Annotated in this window: 22 protein-coding genes; 17 read left to right on the top strand and 5 right to left on the bottom strand. The window is 34.1% G+C overall.

Annotated elements, in window-relative coordinates; all coding sequences use genetic code 11:
- Positions 1-175 precede the first annotated feature (175 nt).
- The 11 genes from AC1Q7L_RS07015 to AC1Q7L_RS06965 all read left to right on the top strand — a co-directional run bounded on the left by AC1Q7L_RS07015 (position 176) and on the right by AC1Q7L_RS06965 (position 11,874).
- On the top strand, positions 176-1,909 hold the full coding sequence (locus AC1Q7L_RS07015) for a thiamine pyrophosphate-dependent enzyme (protein WP_492304861.1): 1,734 nt from the start codon (positions 176-178) through the stop codon (positions 1,907-1,909).
- Positions 1,909-3,153: an MFS transporter gene (locus AC1Q7L_RS07010; RefSeq protein WP_492304860.1), complete on the top strand. Its 1,245-nt coding sequence runs from the start codon at positions 1,909-1,911 to the stop codon at positions 3,151-3,153. Before AC1Q7L_RS07015 ends, AC1Q7L_RS07010 begins: the two co-directional genes overlap by 1 nt.
- A gap of 95 nt (positions 3,154-3,248) precedes the next feature.
- Positions 3,249-3,734, top strand: coding sequence for a hypothetical protein (locus AC1Q7L_RS07005; RefSeq protein ID WP_492304859.1), 486 nt, complete (start codon positions 3,249-3,251; stop codon positions 3,732-3,734).
- Positions 3,734-4,114: an energy transducer TonB gene (locus AC1Q7L_RS07000; protein ID WP_492304858.1), complete on the top strand. Its 381-nt coding sequence runs from the start codon at positions 3,734-3,736 to the stop codon at positions 4,112-4,114. The genes AC1Q7L_RS07005 and AC1Q7L_RS07000 overlap by 1 nt, the downstream gene beginning before the upstream one ends.
- Positions 4,107-4,880, top strand: a complete 774-nt coding sequence (locus tag AC1Q7L_RS06995) for a hypothetical protein (RefSeq protein ID WP_492304857.1) — start codon at positions 4,107-4,109, stop codon at positions 4,878-4,880. Before AC1Q7L_RS07000 ends, AC1Q7L_RS06995 begins: the two co-directional genes overlap by 8 nt.
- A 96-nt stretch (positions 4,881-4,976) precedes the next feature.
- The gene (gene miaB / locus AC1Q7L_RS06990) at positions 4,977-6,425 is read left to right on the top strand and encodes a tRNA (N6-isopentenyl adenosine(37)-C2)-methylthiotransferase MiaB (RefSeq protein WP_492304856.1); all 1,449 of its coding nucleotides are present in this window, start codon (positions 4,977-4,979) and stop codon (positions 6,423-6,425) included.
- Between the two features lie 60 nt (positions 6,426-6,485).
- Complete coding sequence (locus AC1Q7L_RS06985; protein WP_492304855.1) at positions 6,486-6,917, top strand: hypothetical protein; 432 nt, start codon at positions 6,486-6,488, stop codon at positions 6,915-6,917.
- A 123-nt stretch (positions 6,918-7,040) separates the two neighbouring features.
- Entirely contained in the window at positions 7,041-8,333 is a 1,293-nt protein-coding gene (locus tag AC1Q7L_RS06980) for a sigma-54 interaction domain-containing protein (RefSeq protein ID WP_492304854.1), read from the top strand.
- Between the two features lie 7 nt (positions 8,334-8,340).
- The gene (locus AC1Q7L_RS06975) at positions 8,341-9,039 is read left to right on the top strand and encodes a DUF4013 domain-containing protein (RefSeq protein ID WP_492304853.1); all 699 of its coding nucleotides are present in this window, start codon (positions 8,341-8,343) and stop codon (positions 9,037-9,039) included.
- A complete protein-coding gene (locus AC1Q7L_RS06970; protein WP_072409047.1) occupies positions 9,036-9,563 on the top strand; it encodes an LptE family protein in 528 nt (175 codons plus the stop codon). The genes AC1Q7L_RS06975 and AC1Q7L_RS06970 overlap by 4 nt, the downstream gene beginning before the upstream one ends.
- 1 nt (position 9,564) lies before the next feature.
- Entirely contained in the window at positions 9,565-11,874 is a 2,310-nt protein-coding gene (locus AC1Q7L_RS06965) for a DUF8458 domain-containing protein (protein ID WP_492304852.1), read from the top strand.
- Between the two features lie 57 nt (positions 11,875-11,931).
- On the opposite strand, the gene AC1Q7L_RS06960 is transcribed toward AC1Q7L_RS06965, so the two are convergent.
- From AC1Q7L_RS06960 to AC1Q7L_RS06945, 4 genes are all read right to left on the bottom strand, one after another.
- Positions 11,932-12,540: a DUF4126 domain-containing protein gene (locus AC1Q7L_RS06960; RefSeq protein WP_492304851.1), complete on the bottom strand. Its 609-nt coding sequence runs from the start codon at positions 12,538-12,540 to the stop codon at positions 11,932-11,934.
- Positions 12,541-12,763: 223 nt separating this feature from the next.
- Positions 12,764-13,147, bottom strand: a complete 384-nt coding sequence (gene rnpA, locus AC1Q7L_RS06955) for a ribonuclease P protein component (RefSeq protein WP_492304850.1) — start codon at positions 13,145-13,147, stop codon at positions 12,764-12,766.
- Between the two features lie 120 nt (positions 13,148-13,267).
- On the bottom strand, positions 13,268-13,993 hold the full coding sequence (locus tag AC1Q7L_RS06950) for a tRNA threonylcarbamoyladenosine dehydratase (RefSeq protein ID WP_410691943.1): 726 nt from the start codon (positions 13,991-13,993) through the stop codon (positions 13,268-13,270).
- Positions 13,986-14,612, bottom strand: coding sequence for a TatD family hydrolase (locus AC1Q7L_RS06945; RefSeq protein ID WP_492304849.1), 627 nt, complete (start codon positions 14,610-14,612; stop codon positions 13,986-13,988). The genes AC1Q7L_RS06950 and AC1Q7L_RS06945 overlap by 8 nt, the downstream gene beginning before the upstream one ends.
- A gap of 97 nt (positions 14,613-14,709) precedes the next feature.
- On the opposite strand from AC1Q7L_RS06945, the gene AC1Q7L_RS06940 reads away from it, so the two are divergent.
- The 6 genes from AC1Q7L_RS06940 to AC1Q7L_RS06915 all read left to right on the top strand — a co-directional run bounded on the left by AC1Q7L_RS06940 (position 14,710) and on the right by AC1Q7L_RS06915 (position 20,799).
- The gene (locus AC1Q7L_RS06940; protein ID WP_072409035.1) at positions 14,710-15,339 is read left to right on the top strand and encodes a TetR/AcrR family transcriptional regulator; all 630 of its coding nucleotides are present in this window, start codon (positions 14,710-14,712) and stop codon (positions 15,337-15,339) included.
- A gap of 103 nt (positions 15,340-15,442) precedes the next feature.
- Positions 15,443-16,438 (top strand): outer membrane protein assembly factor BamD, encoded by a 996-nt coding sequence (locus tag AC1Q7L_RS06935; RefSeq protein ID WP_410691946.1) that lies wholly within the window; start codon positions 15,443-15,445, stop codon positions 16,436-16,438.
- 42 nt (positions 16,439-16,480) lie between these two features.
- Positions 16,481-16,804, top strand: a complete 324-nt coding sequence (locus tag AC1Q7L_RS06930; RefSeq protein WP_027378789.1) for a DNA-directed RNA polymerase subunit omega — start codon at positions 16,481-16,483, stop codon at positions 16,802-16,804.
- Positions 16,805-16,924: 120 nt separating this feature from the next.
- Positions 16,925-18,127 (top strand): bifunctional phosphopantothenoylcysteine decarboxylase/phosphopantothenate--cysteine ligase CoaBC, encoded by a 1,203-nt coding sequence (coaBC, locus tag AC1Q7L_RS06925; RefSeq protein WP_492304848.1) that lies wholly within the window; start codon positions 16,925-16,927, stop codon positions 18,125-18,127.
- Between the two features lie 36 nt (positions 18,128-18,163).
- Positions 18,164-19,072 (top strand): type IX secretion system protein PorD, encoded by a 909-nt coding sequence (gene porD, locus AC1Q7L_RS06920; protein WP_492304847.1) that lies wholly within the window; start codon positions 18,164-18,166, stop codon positions 19,070-19,072.
- 77 nt (positions 19,073-19,149) lie between these two features.
- Positions 19,150-20,799, top strand: a complete 1,650-nt coding sequence (locus tag AC1Q7L_RS06915) for a DNA repair protein RecN (protein WP_492304846.1) — start codon at positions 19,150-19,152, stop codon at positions 20,797-20,799.
- Between the two features lie 91 nt (positions 20,800-20,890).
- Here the strand turns inward: AC1Q7L_RS06915 and AC1Q7L_RS06910 are convergent, their stop codons facing one another.
- A complete protein-coding gene (locus AC1Q7L_RS06910) occupies positions 20,891-21,283 on the bottom strand; it encodes a helix-turn-helix transcriptional regulator (RefSeq protein WP_492304845.1) in 393 nt (130 codons plus the stop codon).
- Positions 21,284-21,401: the final 118 nt, after the last annotated feature.

Raw genomic sequence — 21,401 nt, 5'->3', positions numbered from 1 at the left:
ATTGCAGAGTTCTTTTTTTTGATATTGATTGAAAAAATTAATCAATTGTTTAACATCAGTTTTAAATTATTGCCTAAATTTGATAGAGGCATAATTCTTTACAGAAGAAAAAGTCTTAATTAATCCATATCCATTCTATATTTTTTCGAATAGAAAACCCACAAAAATATTAATTATGGCTAAAAACATAGCAGAGCAAATTGTTGAAATGCTCGAAAACGCAAATGTGAAAAGAATTTATGCAGTAACGGGCGACAGCCTTAATCACCTCAATATTGCCGTTAAAAAAAGCAGCATCGAATGGATTCATGTAAGGCATGAAGAAGTTGGAGCATACGCCGCTGCTGCCGAAGCCGAGCTTGACGGTTTTGCAGTTTGTGCAGGGAGTTGCGGGCCGGGACATATTCATTTGATCAATGGCGTTTACGAAGCGCATCGTTCTCACGTTCCGATGTTGGTTATTGCTTCAACGATTCCGACCGAAGAAATGGGAATGGATTATTTCCAGGAAACCAATACTACAAAACTGTTCGACGACTGTAGTTACTACAATCAAATGATCACAAGACCGGAGCAGGTTCAAAGAACTGTTCAGACAGCAATTCAACATGCAATTTCTAAAAAAGGTGTTGCTGTGATTGGACTTCCGGGTGATGTTTCAGAGTTAGATGCTGAAGAAGCAACGACTTCCAATAAAATTTTTAAAACAAACCCAATTATTCGTCCTTCTGATGATGAATTAAATGAGTTGGCAAGTTTAATTAATGAAAGTGAAAAAGTAACCATCTACTGTGGAATCGGAGCAGAAAATTCCAACGCCGAAGTAGTAGAGTTATCAAAATATTTAAAAGCTCCTGTGGGATATTCTTTCCGTGGAAAAATGGCGATTCAACCTAATAATCCTAATGAAGTTGGATTAACCGGACTTCTGGGACTTCCTTCCGCCTATCATGCTATGCATGAAGCTGACTTGCTCATTCTTTTAGGAACAGATTTTCCTTATCAAAAATTCATGCCTGTTAAAAATAAAATCGTTCAGATTGATGAAAGTCCTGAAAGATTGGGAAGAAGAGCCAAGTTGGAATTGGGTCTGACAGGTGATGTTAAAGAAACCATCAAAGCTTTATTGCCATTATTAAAAGAAAAAACAGATATTCATTTCCTTAATCAGCAATTGGAATTTTACGAAAAAGTAAAAGAAAGTCAGATGGCTTATGTGAAAGATTCCGGAAAAGAAGATGCTATTCAGCCGGAATATGTAGCGCATATTCTTGATCAAATCGCAAAAAAAGACGCCATTTTCACGGTAGATACAGGAATGTGTTGTGTTTGGGGAGCAAGATATATTACTGGAACGGGCGAACGTAAAATGTTAGGTTCTTTCAATCATGGTTCAATGGCGAATGCAATGCCGATGGCAATTGGAGCGTCTTTAGCTCATCCCGAGAGACAGGTTATCGCGATGTGTGGTGATGGTGGATTATCAATGCTTTTGGGAGATATGGCGACTATTTTTCAGTATAAACTTCCGATAAAATTGATCGTTTTCAACAACCGTACGCTTGGAATGGTAAAATTGGAAATGGAAGTCGGCGGAATGCCCGATAACGAAACAGACATGATTAATCCTGATTTTGCAATGGTCGCAGAGGCAATGGGCTATCCCGGGAAAAACGTTCATAAACCCGAAGAGGTTGTCAACGCAATTACGGAATGTTTAAACCATGACGGACCTTATTTGTTAAATATTTTCACAAATCCTAATGCATTGGCGCTACCTCCAAAAATCGAATTCGATCAAGTGTTGGGAATGACAAAATCGATGACACAATTAATGCTTGGCGGGAAAATGGAAGAAGCTTTAGATACCGTAAAAAGCAACTATAAACATATTAAAGGATTGTTGTAATGAGTAGTTCTCTAAAGAAATTCTACATTATCGCCTGGGCATTTGGGCTTATTTTTTACTTTTTAGATTACGTGATCAGGTCTGCGCCAGCGGTGATGATTCCGCAATTGGTTAATAATTTTAATACAACCGAACTGAAATTGATCAGCATGGTCGGAACATATTATTACACCTATTCAACCTGCAGTTTGATTGCTGGAATTGCTTTAGATAAATTCGGAGGGAAAAAATCTCTTTTTGTCGGAACTTTAATTTTGGGATTTGGCTGTTTATTATTTTTAATTTCAAGTCAGGTTGCCGGAGTTTCAGGAAGATTATTGCAAGGTGCAGGCTGTGCTTTTGCTTTTCCGGGCTGCGTTTATTTGGCGAGTAAAGGTTTTTCATCAAAATCTTTGGCTACGGCCATCGGTTTTACACAATGTATAGGAATGCTGGGCGGAACAGCTGGGCAATTTGTAGTAGGACCGTGGGTTGAAAAAGGAGTTAATATTGATACATTCTGGCTTTGGTCGGGAATTGCAACCATTGTTACCGCTTTCGGCTTATTTTTTGTGATTCCCAATGAAACGAAATCTGAAAATTCCGAGGAAGCTAAAACGAAGCATATAGGTTATTTAGAACCCTATAAAATCGTTTTTAAAAATCCACAGTCTTGGCTTTGTGGAATTGTTTCTGGGCTTTTATTTGCTCCAACAACGATATTTGCAATGACTTGGGCGGTTGCTTTTTTTCAGAAAGATAAACAGTTTATTTTTCATGAAGCAGCGATTACCAGCGCGATGGTTGCTTTTGGATGGGTGTTTGGATGTCCGCTTTTAGGATTTATTACAGATAAAATTGGTCGTAGAAAACCGGTTTTGATTGCTGGTGCAGTTTTGATGATCATCAGTTTGTTACAGTTGATTTACTTGCCAGATTTGTATCCTGCAAAAATAAGCATGTTCATTCTCGGCTTAGGTTCCGGAGCAGCGATGATTCCGTATTCTGTTATTAAAGAAGCCAATCCGGATTATGTAAAAGGTAGCGCAACGGGAGCCATTAATTTTATCACTTTTGGAGTTACTACTTTATTGAGTCCTATTTTTAGCAGATGGTTCGGGAAAAGTTTAGATATTTCTTCCGGAGATCTACATTTTCAACATTCGATTTTATTTTGGATTGCGGGGATTGTTTTAGCAATTCTTGTTTCATTAATGTTGAAAGAAACAGGTAGCAAAGCTCAGAATCAGGCAATAGTTTCATAATTTTACATTAAAATTTAATTAAATATTTTAATCAGGCTTTACACTTTTGTGTGAAGCTTTTTTTTGATGTAATTTTGCTCTATTAAAATATATTCATGAAAACTTTAGCATTATTCATCGGGCTTTTTGTGGCAAATTTTGCTTTTGCACAACAAGATGTTGAAGAAAGAGACGATACTTTTACTTCGGAAAGCAATAAGAATCTTTTAAAAATAGATATCAAAGAGCCGTTATTGCAAATTGCTGCAAAAAACTGCAACGATTTTAAAGCTGCAGCTTTTGAAGGCGGAGTATTGGTTTATAAAGAAACATTGAGAAAATATATGTTTGATTATCTCAACTCTGATTTTTATGTCTTAAATGGTGATTTCAATTTTATATTAACGATCGACCAGACCGGAAAAGTGACCAAAATTGAAGGATCTCCAAAAGTATCCAACAGTGAAGTTTTCTTTGATGACATGAAATATGTGGTGAGAAGAATCAAAAAAAACTGGATTCCGGCATCTTGCAACGGTCAGCCAATAACTTCTCAGGTTAAAATAAAAATGAATCTGTCATCTATTTCAACCGATTTGTAATGAGAAAATATATTGTAATTCTATTTCTTTTCTTTTTTGGCTTCAAAGGTTTTTCGCAGGAAGTAAAAGCTGAATTTCCGGGTGGTGATGAGGCGTTCAAAACGGAATTTATGAATATGGTCCATGCCTACATAGATATTGCGTTATATGCGATCCAAGGTGAGGTTACGTTTATCTTTAATATTGACGAAAAAGGCAAAACCAATAATCTGGATGTACTTCCAAAGTTTAAAAATAATGAGATGTTCATTGACGATATGAAGTACGCCATGAAAAAAGTAAAAAAGAAATGGACACCCGCCACAAAAGATGGTGTTCCAATTAACTCAAAATATGTTTTGAAAGTTAATTTCACTTCAAATACTTACGATCATGATTAAAAAAATATTTGTTTTAATTTTTATTATCTCAATTAAATTACTGTATTCTCAAAATGAGGTTTTAGAAGCCTATCCACCTGGACAGAATTTCTATACTGGAGGAGTCAGAGGTTTGGAGATGGATATGATTAGAATTGTTAAAGATAGAAACTTAACTCCTTGTTCTGATAGTGGTCAAAAGTACAAATTGAAAGTTATTGTAAACCCAGATTCATCTATTAATTATGTTAAAGATTTTGACACGATAAATATCGGGAAAAATAAGTGCGCTTTTGATTTTAGCAGAAAACTTATTCCGTCATTAAACAAATGGATTCCGGCAAAGGAAAACAATGTAAACGTTAGGGCGATTGCCGAAATCTCAATTGATCCTTTTTTTCTTTATTATTCTAAAAGTGATCCTTATTTAAATAAAAAAATAGAACCAAAATTTAAAAGAGGAAAGGAAAATTTTTCTTTTGATTTAAAAGGAATTTTTGAAAGTTATATAGAAAAAAATCAGGACAAATACGCTTCTGTTACATTTGTTGTTAATGAAGAAGGGTTAATGGAAAATTTTGTTATTGAAGGAGATTATCCGGATTCTGATAAGAAAAATATTATTCGTGAACTTTCTAAGATAAAAGGAAAATGGGAGCCGGCAACATTTAATGGTATTCCTGTAAAATCAAAAATCCGACAAGCAGTAAGGCAGCAATATAGTTTTGAATATGAAAAAGAAAGGATTGAAAGCAGTTTTAATAATCAAAATTTTAGAAGCAGATAACCCTGCCATTCTGGCACAATATTTTGTATCTTTGCAAACTAAACTATTTTTAGCATTGATATAAAACCCAATTTCTAAAATTTAATTTCTACAAAAGTGCAGGAAAAATATATAGACGAGACCAAGCAGGGAGAAGCTTTTGCGATTGCTGAAAGAGATGGAAATTCTAAAAAATTATTTTTAGAAAGCTATGGTTGTCAGATGAATTTCTCTGATTCTGAGATCGTTGCTTCTATTCTTAATGATCAGGGTTACAACACTACTCTTAAAGTAGAAGAAGCAGATCTTATCCTTTTAAATACATGTTCGATTCGTGAAAAAGCGGAGCAAACGGTAAGAATGCGTCTTGCTCAGTTCAAAAAGCTGAAGAAAGAAAAACCAAACATGACGGTTGGTGTTTTGGGCTGCATGGCTGAGAGATTAAAAACCAAGTTTTTAGAAGAAGAACAATTAGTCGATCTTGTTGTTGGCCCCGATGCTTATAGAGATTTACCCAACCTTTTAAAAGAAACTGAAGACGGAAGAGATGCCATCAATGTAATTCTTTCTAAGGAAGAAACCTACGCAGATATCAATCCGGTTCGTTTGGGCGGAAATGGTGTTACGGCTTTCGTTACGATTACAAGAGGTTGCGATAACATGTGTACCTTCTGCGTCGTTCCGTTTACTAGAGGTAGAGAAAGAAGTCGAGATCCGCACTCAATTCTTGAAGAATGCAAAGAGCTTTGGAATAGCGGATATAAAGAAATTACTCTTCTCGGACAAAACGTAGACTCTTACCTTTGGTACGGTGGCGGACCTAAAAAAGATTTTGCCAAAGCATCCGAAATGCAGAAAGCGACAGCCGTTGATTTTGCACATTTGCTTGATCTTGTAGCTAAAGCAGTTCCCAATATGAGAATCAGATTCTCAACATCTAATCCCCAGGATATGAATTTGGATGTGTTCAGAATTATGGCGAAACACGATAATGTTTGTAATTACGTTCATCTTCCTGTTCAAAGTGGAAGCAACAGAATGTTGGAAGCAATGAACAGACAGCATACTCGTGAAGAATATTTAGATTTAATTAAAAAAGCAAAAGAAATTGTTCCGGATATTTCTTTTTCTCAAGATATGATCATTGGTTTCTGTGGCGAAACGGAAGAAGATCATCAAGATACTTTAAGCTTAATGAGAGAAGTGGAATATGACTACGGTTATATGTTCTCTTATTCGGAAAGACCGGGAACGCCTGCTCATAAGAAAATGGAAGACGATGTTCCGGCTGAGGTTAAGCAAAGACGTTTGGCGGAAGTTATTGATTTACAGAGAGAATTATCCAGACAGAGAATGGAAGGATATGTTGGACGTGTTCACCGTATTTTGATTGAAGGTGTTTCAAGAAAGAATGAAAAGCAATGGAAAGGAAGAAATTCTCAAAATGCCGTTTGCGTATTTGATATGCTTGAAGGGCAAAAATTAGGTGACATTGTGGATGTTTTCGTTTATGATAACACACAGGGCACACTTTTAGGAAGAAAAATTGAACATACATTGAACTAATTTGTTCTTTAGCGAGAAAATAGATATTCAAGAAAAATAATTATCAATAATAAACAGACAATGGAAAAGTTTCATAAATATTGCCTTAGTGTTTTATTGGTAATCATTTGCAATAATATTTCAGCCCATGTCAGAAATGGTACCGTCGAAAGCGATGACTGTAAAAGATTGTGGGAAGTTTACAGTAAGTTTCTTGGAACTCAGGATTGTGAACAGTCGTTGGAGTTTTTAACCAAGAAAAAAACAACCGATTATTGCTCTTTAAATCAAAAACAAAAAGCAGTTGATGCGATTGGAGAAACTATTTTCCGAATTCAGCATCACAATTTTTATAATGATTTTGAATTAAATTATTCTCAGAAGAAGAAACACAATAAAAATTTAGAAAATTTTGAACGACAGATCAAAGATTATGATTTTGTCGAAAACATATATTTTACGAGTAAAGTTTCAAAAGTCAGAAACAAAGATTATTTGGATTTAATAAGTTAGAATTAATAATTGTGATGAAAATAAGCTTTAAAAGTTTATCTAATCGTTTTAAAAAATCAACAAATTTTACAGAAAAAATTAAACTCTGTAGATAAAATTAAATCAATAATCAAAAATTTACTTATGAGTAACGAGTTACAAAATATAAAGAACCGCTTCGGAATTATCGGAAATTTTCCGGCTCTCAACCGTGCTTTAGAAAAATCTATTCAGGTAGCACCAACGGATATTTCCGTGTTGGTGATTGGTGAAAGTGGAGTGGGAAAAGAATTTATCCCGAAAATCATTCATTCAGAATCCAAAAGAAAACATCAGCCTTATATTGTCGTAAACTGTGGAGCGATTCCGGAAGGAACCATTGATTCCGAATTATTCGGACACGAAAAAGGAGCGTTTACAGGTGCTACAGGTACCAGAAAAGGTTATTTTGAAGTAGCAGACGGCGGAACGATTTTCCTTGATGAGGTTGGAGAACTTCCCTTACAAACGCAGGTTCGTCTTTTAAGAGTGCTGGAAAGCGGCGAATTCATGAAAGTAGGTTCTTCACAGGTTCAAAAAACGAACGTAAGAATTGTAGCAGCTACCAACGTCAACATGATGAAGGCAATTCATGACGGAAGATTCCGTGAAGATTTGTTTTACCGTTTGAATACCGTTCAAATTGATATGCCGCCTTTGAGAGAAAGAAAAGGTGATATTCATTTGTTATTCAGAAAGTTTGCCATCGATTTTGCCGAAAAATACAGAATGCCGGAATTGGAATTAGAGCCCAACGCCGTTCATTATGTTGAAAATTATACTTTTCCGGGAAATGTTCGTCAGTTAAGAAACCTGGTTGAACAAATGACTGTGGTAGAGCGCGACAGAAGCGTAACAGTAGAAAAATTATCAGAATATATCCCAATGGAAACCCATTTGCCAATGGTGGTAAATGCTCCTAACAATCAGAAACAGAATGATTTCGGAAGCGAAAGAGAAATTATGTATAAAATTCTCTTCGATATGCGTAATGATATTAATGATTTAAAATCCTTAACTTCGGAACTGATAAAGAACAGAGGAACAGCAGATCTTAGCAATCAGGAAAAAAATCTGATCAGCAGAATTTATACTCCTGAGCCTCAGCAGGCATCGCCGGCAAGCTCTTTATTATATTTTGAAAATAATAATAACCCAACTGTTCAGACGCCGACCATTATATCAAATACTGATAATGATGACAGCTATGAAGATTTTGAAGACATTGAAATTGAGGAAAATAAACCTGAATCTCTGTCTCTTCAAAACAATGAAAAAGATTTGATTATCAAAGCGTTGGAGAAGCATAAAGGACGCAGGAACAAAGCGGCCGATGAGTTGGGAATTTCACAAAGAACTTTATATAGAAAAATAAAACAATATAACCTAGAAGACTAAACTAACCATGGATTTTGACTTAATTATTAAAAGAGGATACAATTTTAACATCGGAAAATACGTTTCAGACGGATTTGAACTTTTCAAAAAAGATATTGGCGGATTTATAGTAGCTACAATTCTTGCCATTGTAATGTGTATTATTCCTTTTTGCGGATTATTGGCAATGGGTAATTTTTATAAAATTTGTAGAAAAGTAGATGCAGGAGAAAAAGTTCAGGCCGGTGATATTTTTGATTTTACAGATTTTTGGGTGTATTTCAAATTTATGATATTGCTTTTTGTAGCAATTTTCATATTGATGATTCCTATTCAAGTGTCTATGGTTCCAATGATAATGGCGGCAAGATATGGTGATGGCACAGGTGATGTCGGGACTGCATTATTTGCAAGCGGAATGGGAGTTTGGATGATCCTTTTTATATTGCTGATATTTGCATTTGCAATTTCTTTTTACTTTGTACAGCCGTTAATTTCGATTTACAGAGTTCAAAGTGTAAGAAAAGCATATTCACTTTCTTGGAAAATTGCGAAGAAAAACTTCTTTATGATATTGGTTTTCAGCCTAGTTGTTGGAGTAATTTCAGAATTAGGAATCATTGCTTGCGGAATTGGGATACTTTTTACTGCGCCAATCGGAATCTGTATTAAATATGTCAGCTTTAAAGATATTTTAGAAACGCAAAATCAAAAGCAAGGTTTATGATAAGTAAAATGAAAATTATATTTGGATTTGTAATTCTTACATTGTTTCAGCAGTGTTATTCTTTTACAGGTTCATCTTTAACGGACGAAAAGACGGTACAAATCAATGAATTTCCGAATAATGCTGCCTTGGTGAATCCTGCCTTGTCACAGCAGTTTTCAACGGATATTCAGAACAGATTTTTACAGAGAACGACGTTAAAGGGAACCAAAGAAAATCCGGATATTTTGATCGAAGGAGAAATCTCAGATTATTCTATAACACCGACTACGATTGGGTCAAATTCAACGACCAATCAAACGACGGGAGGAATTGTTCAGGATTCTCAAAATAAGTTAACAATCACAGTGAAAGTACATTATGAAAACAAAATCCATCCGGATTCAAGTTTCGACAGAACATATTCTGATGAAGCGGTTTTCAACAGTAATTTATCACAATCAGATATAGAGGCTTCACAGGTGAAGATTGCAACAGATAGAATCATTAACAAGATATTTAACGATATTGTAGCGAATTGGTAAAATGAATCCAAGAGTTTTAGAATTATTAAAGAACCCCAAAAATATACAGTCAGAAGATCTTACTCTTTTGAAAGAGGAGATCAATTCTTTTCCTTACATTCAAAATATCAGAGCATTACATCTGTATGGGATTCATCTTTATGATAAAGAAAATTATCAGAAAGAGCTTTCTACAACGGCTGCTTACACAACGGATAAGAAAATTCTTTATCAGTTGATCAACGGTAAAATTAAGCAAAAGCCAAAACCCGAAATTATTGAAGAGCAAAAGCCTTTGGTTTCTGCAAATACCTTCAAATATATTTATAAAAGCAGCAGTTTTCCTATTAAAAGAGAGGAAAAAGAGCAACAGCAGATCATCAAGGAAGAGCAAGCCGAACAGATCGTTAAAGATAAAAAGCACGAGGAAGCATTTCTTCTTCAGGCTCAAATCATACCGGAAATTAAGCATCTTCATGTAGACGGTGAAAGAAACCGTATTTTATTTGAAGGTGAAGAAAACTTCCTTAATGACGATACTTTGGAAACAATTGATTTGGAATCTACTTTAGAATCAGGATCTATTGTTACTCAAAAAGCTGAAAAGAAAGAAGTAGAAGATGTGATTGATGAGGTTGAAAATATTCAGCAAGAACCAATTTCTGAGGAAGTTCAGCAAGAAAATCCTGTTGAAGAAATAGCAGAATTTAATCCTGAAACGATCATTAATGAAGATAAAGTAGATTCAGAAGTTGAGGAAGAAAAAATTGATAATGAAGCTGATATTAGCTTCCATGAAATAGAACCTTCTTTAACTGAAAGTGAGCTTAAAGAAGATGATTTAGTTGAAGAAATAGCAGGATTTACTCCTGAAACGATCATTAATGAAGAAAAGGTTGATTCAGAAGCAGAGGAAGAAAAAATTGATAATGAAGCTGATATTAGCTTCCATGAAATAGAACCTTCTTTAACTGAAAATGAACCTAAAGAAGACGATTTAGTTGAAGAAATTAAGCCGCTTGTTGTTGAAAATGAAGAGCTTAATGAAGTTGAAGCTAAAATAGAATTTACTCCCGAAGAAATCATCAATGAAGAAGAAATTACTTCAGAAAGTGAAACTGAAAAGGTAAATAATGATGCTGAATTAAGTTTCCACGGAACAGATTCTTTCCTTCCTGATGTTAAAATTCAATCTAATACTGTTGAAGAAACTATAAGCGAAGAAATTCCTCAGCCAAACATCAACAAGCATGAGGATGAAATGAGACGTCTGATTGAAGAGGTTGAGAAAAAAATGAAAACGGTAAAAGTTTCTTCTGAACATAAAGAAACTGAACCTGAAATTTCAGGACATGAAATAAGTTTTGCAGAAACTCAAAGTTTTAATGTTGAAGAACCTGCAAAAGAAATTATTGAAGAAAAAACTGAGGAAGAGAAACCTGAATTAGTTGAAAATAAATCTGACGAGCTTGAAACAGTTGAAGAAACTGTAAACGAAGAACTTCCAGAAGAAAAACCTGTCGCAGAAGAACCACAAGAAGCAAAATCTGCATGGAAACCAATGAGTTTCGAGTCTCACGTTCCGGATTCTTTACTTAATAAATCAACAGAAACTCCTCAGCCAAAAGTTGAAGAGGTAAAAGAAGAATCTCCGAAACAGGAAGAGATAATTCCACAAGTAGAAGAAACAGAAGTTCCGAAAGAAGTTGAAACGATCGAAGAAGCTGTTATAGAAGAAAAAATTAACGAGCCCCAAACTGTAGAAGAAGACGAGGAAGAGGAAGAAGCTCCGGCATTGAATGTTTCTTTCTTTAATTCAGATATTATTTCAAGCTGGGCAGTTGATGCAAATAAAGCTAAGGAAGAACAGCAAAAAGAAAAAGAGGAGACTACAGAGACTTCTGCTGAAACGGTAAGCACAAATCCAATAGACAGCAATATTCCCGGATTTATCAATACATGGCAAAGCTGGCTAAAAATCGACAGACCATCTGATGAAACAGAAGAAACTGTAGAACATGTTGAGCCGATAGAAGAAGCAGAACCTGTAGATAAAGTAAAAACTGAAATTAAAAATAAGGTTATTGAATCTTTCATAGAAAATAATCCTAAAATTTCTCAGCTAAAAGATGAAGTTAATTTCGTTGTGAAAGAAAAAACGGATGATATTTCACATCTAATGACAGAAACTTTGGCGACTCTGTATTTCGAACAAAAATTGTATACAAAAGCGATTAAAGCTTTCAATATATTAATAACCAAACATCCTGAAAAGAAAGAATATTTTGAAGGAAAAATCCAAGAAATAAAGGATATTCGAGGGAAAAACTAAGATTTAAAAAAAGAAAATATAAAAAATGCTGAGTCCAAAAGATTCAGCATTTTTGTTTTATGTATTATTGACGACATTTTTCTTATTTCTCAATTTTCGCCATGCTTTTCGTCCGTAAACGACAACGAGAATAACTAAAATTATAGCAAAAATCCCAGCCAAAATAGGCATTGCCATTGCTAAAACAGTCATAATTCCCGCTCCGGCAGTTTCCGTAGTTCCAACAACTGAATTTCCCAGTCCGCCTGTCGTTGCTGTAGAAGCAGCTCGAAGTCCTGCAAAGCCGGAACTTATGGTTGCCGCTGTTCCTCCTCCCGCAATCAAAGCCAACGCCCATTGCGGAAAAGTTCCCAAATCTGCAAACTGACTTGCAAACAAAACAGAACCAGCCACAGTTGCCATTGGAACAGAGATCGTATCCAATAAATGATCAATGAACGGAATATAATAAGCGAGGATCTCAGCTACCGTAGCAATTCCGGTTGTGATAAGCGTCGGAAGGCCGGAAAGCCATTCAAAACTCTCATTCGTCGGAATCCAATGAAGATATGAAGCCAGACTTACCGCAAACATCGGCAGAAAAACTCTAAAACCTGTCGCGGCCGCCAGTCCGATGCCGATAAACGCACTCAGAACATAAGGTAAAAAGGGAACATGATCTAACATTTTAATTTTCAGATTAATTGTTTCCCATAAAGTTACAAAAAGTATGCAAAGATTTTAATGAATTTTAATTCTCAGCGAATCAGATTTAAGCACAAGAAAGTATCACACAATCATCTGTGCAAATCTGAGTAATCTGTGGTAGAAAAATAAATAATTATAATCACAGATTTTCACAAATCTTTACAGATGTTTACGCTTTATTTATTCTGGAAAAATAGAAAGATTAAGATTTTTTCTGAGGCTGATTAGACTGACAAAGCTTAATAAACTGCGCTTCCACATCCTGAAATTTAGCGGGCATTTCAGGCGAAACCCAAAACATCATCGCAATCGTTTTTTCACCAAAAGCTTGCCTGAAAATATCTTTATTTAAACGGTAACATTCTCGTAATAATCTCTTTACGCGATTTCTGTGAACTGCTTTTTTGAAATATCTTTTAGAAACAGAAACTCCAATTTTTAAAGCTTCTACAGGTAAAGTAGGTTTATCTTTTAGAATAATAATTCTCAAATTTCCACAGGTTCTCCATTTACCTTTTTCAAAAAGTAAAGTGATCTCATTGTCTTTTTTGAGTTTTTCGGCTCCGGGATATTTGAAATTTGTCATTTACAGGGTGTAAATATAGTCTTATTTTGAATTTTTCTCATAGATTTCACAAATTCTCACAGAGAAAAATAAAACATAAACATCCGTGTTGATCTGTGAAATCTGTGAGAAAATAAATTTTTAATCTTTTTTCAATAAATGGTTAATAACTTCTGAAGCTGTATACAACCCAAAAATCGCAGGCATATAACTTATCGTTCCGTAGAAAGATCTTTTAAAATTAGTTCCGTCTGTCATTTTCAGGCTTTCTTCATCTTGAATATCGTTAGAAAAAACGCAACGAACGCCTTTATCAATCTTCTCTTTTTTTAATCTTTTTCTTACCTGTCTTGCAAGATGGCAATGCTCAGTTTTGCTGATGTCTCTTACCATTACTTTACTAGGATCGGTCTTTCCTCCGGCTCCCATCGAGCTTACAATCTTTATTTTTCTTCTTTTTGCAGCGATGATTAAACAAAGTTTTGGCGTTACACTGTCGATACAATCTAAAACATAATCAAATTTCGCAGAATCCAGAACTTCATCCATTCTTTCCGGATTTAGAAACTCATTGATTTTGGTTAAATTAAGTTGAGGATTAATATCTAAAAGTCTTTCTGCAACAACCTCTACTTTATGCTTTCCGATTGTTGAATGTAAAGCAGGTAACTGTCTGTTAATGTTTGTGATATCTACCGTGTCGCCATCTACGATCGTCATGGTTCCGACTCCCGCTCTTGCCAGAAATTCTGCTGCGAAAGAGCCAACTCCGCCTAATCCGACAACCAAAACAGTTGCTTTATTCAATCTTTCCAAACCTTCTTCTTTGATGAGAAGTTCCGTTCTCTCCAACCAGTTTTTATCCATTTTTTATTGTCTCTAAATTTTCTACAATTTGTTCGTTCAGTTTTTCTAAAGAAATTCCCTTTATCTCTGAAGTTTTTTGATATAAATCTTCAATATTAAAATCTTCATTATCAGTTTCTAAAAAGATTTTGTCTAAAGGGGTGATTTTCAAAATATTTTGCAAAGATAAATTATACAAAACCGCTTTTCCAAAACTCAAATAAAAATTATTTTTAAGCAGGTCTTCGGCGATGCTTTGTTTTTTATTAAAACCATGAATGATCATCGCCTGTTCAGCTCTTTTTTTGAAGGAAATCACTTCGTAAAATTTTCTTACACAATGAATAATTAAAGGCTTTTTTACTTCATTTGAAATTTTTATCTGTCTTAAAAAAACGTCTTCCTGAATTTTTTGATCAATTTCAACAAAAGAATCCAGCCCGCATTCTCCGATCGTAAAACAGTTTTCATTAATGTTTGATTGTAACCAATCGATTTGATTATCAATTGATTCAATATTAATGTCCTGAGGGTGAATCCCAATCGAATACAGCGAATCGGGCGGAATATTATTTAAGTCTAAATTATAAATTCCGTAAGTCACATTTTTCTTATGATGATGAAAATCAAAAAAATCCATGTACAAAAATACTAACTATTTAGAATTAATATAAAATTCTTAAACAAACGTTTATAAATATGTTAAAAATTTCTTAACTTTACTCAAACTACACTTCATGAAGAAAAAATTTACGGAAAAACAAATCCATATTTTAGACATCGCCGAAGAGCTGATTGCGAAAAAAGGATACGAAGGAACATCGGTAAGGGATATCTGTTCCAAAGCCAATATTAATGTCGCAATGATCTCTTATTATTTCGGTTCTAAAGAAAAAATGATGTCTTATCTCTATCAATACAGGGTTTTAAAGACAAGGGAAAATTTTTCAGAATTTGCGGACACGATCAAGGATGGGAAACCGGAGATGCAGATGAAAGAAATTATTAAATATATTGTTTCTCAGTTATTTAAATATAATTATTTCCACGGATTTGTCACTCAGGAACTTCGCCACACAGAAAATTTAAAAGATGAACTTCTCGATTTTTATCAACTATTCGTTAAAAAACTGGATGAAGTCATAAAAAAAGGAGTTACGTCGGGAGTTTTTACATTTACACCAAAACCCGAGGATGTTTTGACCACAATTATTGGTTCTACATTATTTGTAATTCGTAATAAAAACTTTTATGAGCTTTATGTTCCAAGTAAAAACGAAGAAGCTTACGGTAAAGAAGCCGAAAAAAAGGTAAGAATGAATCTTTTGATGAGCGTTTTTGCAATTTTGGGATACGCTGCAGACTAAAATTACGTTAAATATTCATAAAAAAAAATCTATTGACAAAAAAGTTATATTTTTGCAAATTAATAGATCGGTCATATAATCCGAAAACTGTTGAATTTTTTATATGAAAAAATATATTTTAGGTCTTTTTGCTGTAGCTGTGGTATCTTCATGTGTGAGTCAGCAAGATAAAGCGATGAAAAGTGCTGATAAAAACTACATCTTAAAGGTTGCAAATGAGAACTTTGCAAAAAAGAAGTGGAAAAATTCACTGGCTCTTTATGACAGGTTGGCTAATTTGGTTGCAGGTACGGATGATTTCCCTAATGTGGGTTTCAATACGGCGTATGCAAACTATTATGATAAAAACTATAAGTTGGCTGGGCATCAGTTCAAAAACTTTGCAGTAAGTTTTCCGAAGGATCCTAGAGCAGAAGAGGCGGCATATATGTCGGCTTTATGTTACTATGAAGGTTCAATGGATTATAATTTGGATCAGTCTAGTACAGAATTGGCGATTAATGAGTTACAGGATTTCTTAAATAATTATCCAAACTCTGAAAGATCTAAAAACATCACAACGCTTATTGATGAGCTGTCTTACAAGTTAGAATTCAAATCTTACGAAAACGCAAGACAATACTTCAATATGGGGGATTATAAAGCTGCAAACACGGCTTTAGAAAACGTATTGGAAGATTTCCCAAGTACAAAACTTCGTCCGAAAATCTATGATTATATGATGAAGTCACGTTACTTATTGGCTCAAAAATCGATCTATGATCTTAAAGACGAGCGTATTGAAAGTGCATTGTCATTTACAAAACTTGTTGAAAAAGAACTTCCGAATACAGAATATTCTAAAACTGCATTGGATCTTAGAGAGAAATTAGAGAAAGAAAAGAAAGATTTCGCAGTTGTAAAAAAACAAACGGAAGCTAGAATTGCAACATTAACGGCAAGACAGAAAAAAGAAGTAGAAAAGCTGGCTGAAAAGAATAAAACTGAAGATCAGATTAAAAATCAGATCGATGCTGAGAAGAAAGCAATGCAGATCCAGAGGGACAGTGCGAAGCTTCAGACACCTCCACCGGCAGCGACTTTCAAAATCCAAAGATAATTCGTAAATTTGCCACCTTATAAATAAATTAATTTTCTCAAAATGAGTGTAAAAGATACAAAAGCAGAAGTAAATACTATTACTTACGATAAAGACAAGATTGAAGATAAAGTAGGTTCAATCTATGAAGCTATTGTTATCATGGGAAAGAGAGCAGAGCAGATCAACGCAGAAATTCGTACAGAATTGCATAACAAATTAGACGAATTTGCTGTTCACAACTCTACATTGGAAGAAGTTTTCGAAAACAGAGAGCAAATTGAGATCTCTAAACATTACGAAAAACTTCCAAAACCAACTTCTATCGCGATCGAAGAATGGTTAAACGAAGATATTTACTTCAGAAAAACTGAAGAAAGAAAATAAAAACCGTTTGGTTTTTAATAGATGAAGGTCATAAAGGAACTATTTCTTTTATGACCTTTGTTGTTTAAATGGTTTGTGAGAAAAAATAAGTATTTTAGTGTTTTAAAAAATTAAAACTAAATGAGTATTTCCGGGAAAAAGATTCTTATTGCCGTTTCTGGAGGAATTGCAGCCTATAAAATTCATTTTCTGATAAGAGAGTTTATAAAGAAAAACGCAGAAGTTCAGGTAATTATGACTCCTGATGCTGAGCATTTTGTGACGAAGCTTAGCTTATCTACGTTGTCGAAAAAACCTGTATACACAGATTTCTATAACGAAAACGGAACATGGAACAGTCATGTGGAAATGGCGTTGTGGGCAGATGTAATGATCGTTGCTCCTTGTACAGCAAATACTTTGGCTAAAATGACGCACGGAATGTGTGATAATTTGGTCATTGCAACTTATATGTCAGCGAAATGTCCTGTTTTTATAGCTCCTGCAATGGATTTGGATATGTATGCACATCCTTCCACAAAGCAGAATTTAGAATTGGCTGAAGATTTCGGTCATTTTATTATTCCTGCGGAAAATGGTGAGTTGGCAAGTGGACTGATTGGGCAGGGAAGAATGGCGGAACCGGAAACGATTGCTAAAGCGGTTGAAGAATTTTTTAATTCAAATCATAAAAAAACTTTAGAAGGAAAAACTGTTTTAATTACAGCCGGACCAACTTATGAAGCTCTTGATCCTGTAAGATTTATAGGAAATCATTCTTCGGGTAAAATGGGGTTCTCTTTGGCTGAAGAAGCTTCAAAAAGAGGTGCAAAAGTTATTTTGATCTCAGGGCCGACTTCTCAGGTAATGAATGATAAAAGTGTTGACGTTCATAAAGTTACTTCGGCGAAAGAAATGTTGGCGAAAGTATTTGAATTTTATGAAACTATCGACATCGGTATTGCAAGTGCAGCCGTTGCGGACTATGCTCCAAAGGAAGTTGCGAAGGAAAAGATCAAAAAAAATGATGACAGTCTAACGATTGAATTAATTAAAAATCCGGATATCCTGAGAACAATGGGTGAAAAGAAAACCCATCAATTCCTGGTTGGTTTTGCATTAGAAACTCAGAATGAAGAAGAAAATGCCAAAGGAAAACTGGAAAAGAAAAATCTTGATATGATTGTTTTAAATTCTCTTCGTGACGAAGGCGCAGGATTTAAAAATGATACCAATAAAATAAAAATATTCACCAAAACGGAGAAAAAAGAGTTTGAACTAAAATCTAAGGACGATGTTGCAAAAGACATTCTTAATTTTGTTGAAGCTCAGATATTGAAATAATTTTAATAAATTTCCGTTCTCAATTTTTAATAGATAATGAAAAAATACATAAGTTTATTTTTACTGCTTTTCATATTTAATTTTAGCTTTTCTCAGGAGTTGCTGGCTACCGTTCAGGTAAATTATCAAGCATTGGGAGGAAGTAACCAGCAAGCGTATAAAGCTTTGGAAAAAAGTCTTAGAGATTTTATCAATAATACAAGCTGGACGGGGAAAAAGCTTCAGAATTTTGAAAAGGTAAAATGTAATTTTTATATAGTCCTAAGGGAAAGCCCTGGTAATAATAAATACAAAGGGGAAGTTTTAGTTCAAGCAGTGCGTCCGGTTTATAATACTAATTATGAATCTTCATTATTGAATATTCAGGATCAAAGATTTTCTTTTGAATATATTGAAAATGAGAATCTTATTTTTAATGAAAGACAGTTTTCCGGGAAAAATTTAATTGATGTAATTAGTTTTTATGTTTATACAATTTTGGGTTATGATGCAGACAGTTTCCAGTCTTCAGGCGGAACTCCATGGTTTCAAAAAGCACAGCAAATTGCCCAAAACGGAGAGTCCCAGAATACCTATGAAGGATGGAAGCAGATTAATGAGCCTAGAAACCGTTCTCAGCTGATCAAAGAAATTATGAGCCCTAATATGGTACAGTTGAGATCACTCTTTTATACCTATCACAGAGCAGGGTTAGATAATTTATTCAATCAGGATCAGATACCGGCAAAGAAAGTTATTTTTGATGGTTTGTTACAGTTGAAAACCTATGAAAGTAATTTTACTCAGAACTATTATCTAGATGTTTTTCTTACAACTAAGGGTAGTGAGATTTTTAATATTTTCAATTCTAATAATAATGGAGGAATTGCATTGAATGAACTGAAACAATTATTGATTCTCATGAATCCGAAAAAAACAGACGAATTTTGGAGCAAGTGGAAATAAAAAGCTTGCTGTTTTTCAGTCTTGAATTCTGAATTTTAAAGTTCTATATTTGCATTACCTAAAGTAACGCTACATCAATGCTTTCGAGAATTTACATTAAAAATTTTGCTTTAATTGATACGCTTGATGTATCATTACACAACGGTTTACAAGTGATAACCGGGGAAACTGGTGCCGGTAAATCTATTATTTTAGGTGCTCTTAGACTTATTTTAGGAGAGAGGGCGGACGTGAAATCCATTTCAAATGCAGCAGAAAAAAGCATTGTAGAAACGGAATTTGAATTAAATAATCAGTTCAAAAAATTCTTTATTGAAAATGATCTCGATTATGAGCATCAAACGATTATCCGCAGAGAAATTTCTCCTGCAGGAAAATCCAGAGCGTTTATTAATGACGTTCCGGTTACGTTGGATGTTTTAAGAGAGCTTTCTTCGCAACTTATTGATATTCATTCACAGTTTGAGACTTCAAACCTTTTTACCTCAGAATATCAGTTTAAAATCATTGATGGACTTTCAGAAAATAAAAAAATCGTTGAAGAATATCAGCATGAATTTTTAGAATTTCAAAGCTTAAAAACTCAGCTGAAAAAATTACAGACTCAACTTTCAGAAAGCAATAAAGAAAGTGATTACAAGCAGTTTTTATTGAATGAACTGGAAGAATTGAATCTAGATGATGTTGATTATGAAGAATTAAAAAATCTACTTTCTGTTCAGGAAAATGCAGGAATGATTTCTGAAAATCTGGCTCAGGTTTTATCTAGATTTCATCAGGAAGAAATTGGTATTTTATCTTTCTTTAATGAAGCTAAAAATAAATTATCAAAAATTTCTGAGGTTTCAAACAGCTTTTCTGAGCTTGACCAAAGATTAGAAATCTCTTTTGTAGAATTAAAAGACATCATTTCCGAACTGGAAAATGAGTCTGAAAAAATTGAAATCAATCCTGAAAATCTTGCCTCACTTTCTGAACTGAATAATAAATTGAATGCTCTATTTATTAAGCATAATGTTTCTGACGTTACTGAATTAAAAGAAATCAGAGATCAGTTAGCAGGAGAACAACAAGGTGCATCAGAATTAGAATCAAATATTATTGAAATTGAAGAAAATATTTCTAAAAAGGAAAAATCTCTTCAATCTCTTTCCGAAAAACTTTCTAAAAATAGAAAGAAAAGTATTCCTGTTTTCATTAAAAAAGCAGAAAGCTTACTTAAAAAACTAGGTCTTGAAAAAGCTAAAGTTGATATTGAGCTTCAGGATACTTCAGAATTTAACCAATTCGGGAAAGAAAATATTCAGTTGTTGTTTCAGGCGAATTCTGGGTTTCCTTTAAAACCCATTCAAACAGCTATTTCCGGCGGTGAAAGGTCACGGGTGATGTTGGCTGTCAAAAAAATTATTGCTGAAAGTGACGAGCTTCCAACGCTTATTTTAGACGAGATCGACAGTGGAGTTTCAGGAAAAGTAGCCGAAGAAATCGGAAATCTAATGCGTGAAATGTCTCAGGATATGCAGTTGATCGTTATTTCTCACTTGGCACAAGTTGCCGCAAAAGGAAATAATAATTACAAAGTGGTAAAACAGGATGTTTCCGGAAAAACGCAGTCTACAATTGTTCCTTTAAGTGATGACGAAAAATTGAACGAAATTGCCCAATTACTTTCCGGAAGTAAAATTACTGAGGCGGCCTTGGCGCAGGCAAAAGAGCTTATTGGATAATAATTAATTAGAACTTACTTCAACATTTAGTATTATAAATGTCATCCGGAGCTTAGCCTGTAGAGAGCTTGTCGAACTATCGAAGGCGCTATTATTTTTCTAATTCTTCAATTCTCTTTTTTAGAGCAATTATTTCAGCATCTTTTTGTTGGATTTCTTTTTTCAGCATTTCCATTAGTTCTCTTTGACTTTCTAGTAGAAAATCAGGAATATTACAGTAAAAAGTTCCTCCTATATTTCCAAATGAACTACTTGTTACAGTATTTTCAAAATAATTGTTTGTATTTTTAGTATCATCTTCTTTTATCTCTTCAACATTTGTCTCTAATAATTTTGAAATTCTGTCCCATTCTTCCTCAGAAATCTCTACTTCACCTTTTTCTTTTCGGCTATATTGAGTTTGGCTGATGTTAAGATATTCTGCCAGATCTTTCTGTGTGAAATCTTTTTCGTTTCTTCTTTTTATTAATTTTTCCTTTACCATAAAGCATTTTTTACAAATGTAGAAATTATTCGAATATAACCGAATACAGTCGAATAAAAAATATGATGTTTATATTTAAAAAATCTTTTTCTTTGCAGAAGTAATTTAAAAATTCACA

Source organism: Chryseobacterium sp. GW823-FHT05E08, assembly GCF_058795655.1.
The sequence above is the reverse complement of the archived record's forward strand: the minus strand, read 5'-3'. Positions and strand labels throughout refer to the sequence as shown.

What these genes read in the sequence shown, in the direction of transcription:
- AC1Q7L_RS06945 (WP_492304849.1), bottom strand. Translation starts at nt 14,612, where the DNA reads ATGGATTTTTTTGATTTTCATCATCATAAGAAAAATGTGACTTACGGA.
- AC1Q7L_RS07010 (WP_492304860.1), top strand. Translation starts at nt 1,909, where the DNA reads ATGAGTAGTTCTCTAAAGAAATTCTACATTATCGCCTGGGCATTTGGG.
- AC1Q7L_RS06915 (WP_492304846.1), top strand. Translation starts at nt 19,150, where the DNA reads ATGCTTTCGAGAATTTACATTAAAAATTTTGCTTTAATTGATACGCTT.
- AC1Q7L_RS06950 (WP_410691943.1), bottom strand. Translation starts at nt 13,993, where the DNA reads ATGGATAAAAACTGGTTGGAGAGAACGGAACTTCTCATCAAAGAAGAA.
- AC1Q7L_RS06980 (WP_492304854.1), top strand. Translation starts at nt 7,041, where the DNA reads ATGAGTAACGAGTTACAAAATATAAAGAACCGCTTCGGAATTATCGGA.
- AC1Q7L_RS06985 (WP_492304855.1), top strand. Translation starts at nt 6,486, where the DNA reads ATGGAAAAGTTTCATAAATATTGCCTTAGTGTTTTATTGGTAATCATT.
- AC1Q7L_RS06910 (WP_492304845.1), bottom strand. Translation starts at nt 21,283, where the DNA reads ATGGTAAAGGAAAAATTAATAAAAAGAAGAAACGAAAAAGATTTCACA.
- AC1Q7L_RS06970 (WP_072409047.1), top strand. Translation starts at nt 9,036, where the DNA reads ATGATAAGTAAAATGAAAATTATATTTGGATTTGTAATTCTTACATTG.
- porD (WP_492304847.1), top strand. Translation starts at nt 18,164, where the DNA reads ATGAAAAAATACATAAGTTTATTTTTACTGCTTTTCATATTTAATTTT.
- AC1Q7L_RS07000 (WP_492304858.1), top strand. Translation starts at nt 3,734, where the DNA reads ATGAGAAAATATATTGTAATTCTATTTCTTTTCTTTTTTGGCTTCAAA.
- AC1Q7L_RS07015 (WP_492304861.1), top strand. Translation starts at nt 176, where the DNA reads ATGGCTAAAAACATAGCAGAGCAAATTGTTGAAATGCTCGAAAACGCA.
- rnpA (WP_492304850.1), bottom strand. Translation starts at nt 13,147, where the DNA reads ATGACAAATTTCAAATATCCCGGAGCCGAAAAACTCAAAAAAGACAAT.
- AC1Q7L_RS06930 (WP_027378789.1), top strand. Translation starts at nt 16,481, where the DNA reads ATGAGTGTAAAAGATACAAAAGCAGAAGTAAATACTATTACTTACGAT.
- AC1Q7L_RS06975 (WP_492304853.1), top strand. Translation starts at nt 8,341, where the DNA reads ATGGATTTTGACTTAATTATTAAAAGAGGATACAATTTTAACATCGGA.
- AC1Q7L_RS06960 (WP_492304851.1), bottom strand. Translation starts at nt 12,540, where the DNA reads ATGTTAGATCATGTTCCCTTTTTACCTTATGTTCTGAGTGCGTTTATC.
- AC1Q7L_RS06965 (WP_492304852.1), top strand. Translation starts at nt 9,565, where the DNA reads ATGAATCCAAGAGTTTTAGAATTATTAAAGAACCCCAAAAATATACAG.
- AC1Q7L_RS06935 (WP_410691946.1), top strand. Translation starts at nt 15,443, where the DNA reads ATGAAAAAATATATTTTAGGTCTTTTTGCTGTAGCTGTGGTATCTTCA.
- coaBC (WP_492304848.1), top strand. Translation starts at nt 16,925, where the DNA reads ATGAGTATTTCCGGGAAAAAGATTCTTATTGCCGTTTCTGGAGGAATT.
- AC1Q7L_RS06995 (WP_492304857.1), top strand. Translation starts at nt 4,107, where the DNA reads ATGATTAAAAAAATATTTGTTTTAATTTTTATTATCTCAATTAAATTA.
- AC1Q7L_RS06940 (WP_072409035.1), top strand. Translation starts at nt 14,710, where the DNA reads ATGAAGAAAAAATTTACGGAAAAACAAATCCATATTTTAGACATCGCC.
- AC1Q7L_RS07005 (WP_492304859.1), top strand. Translation starts at nt 3,249, where the DNA reads ATGAAAACTTTAGCATTATTCATCGGGCTTTTTGTGGCAAATTTTGCT.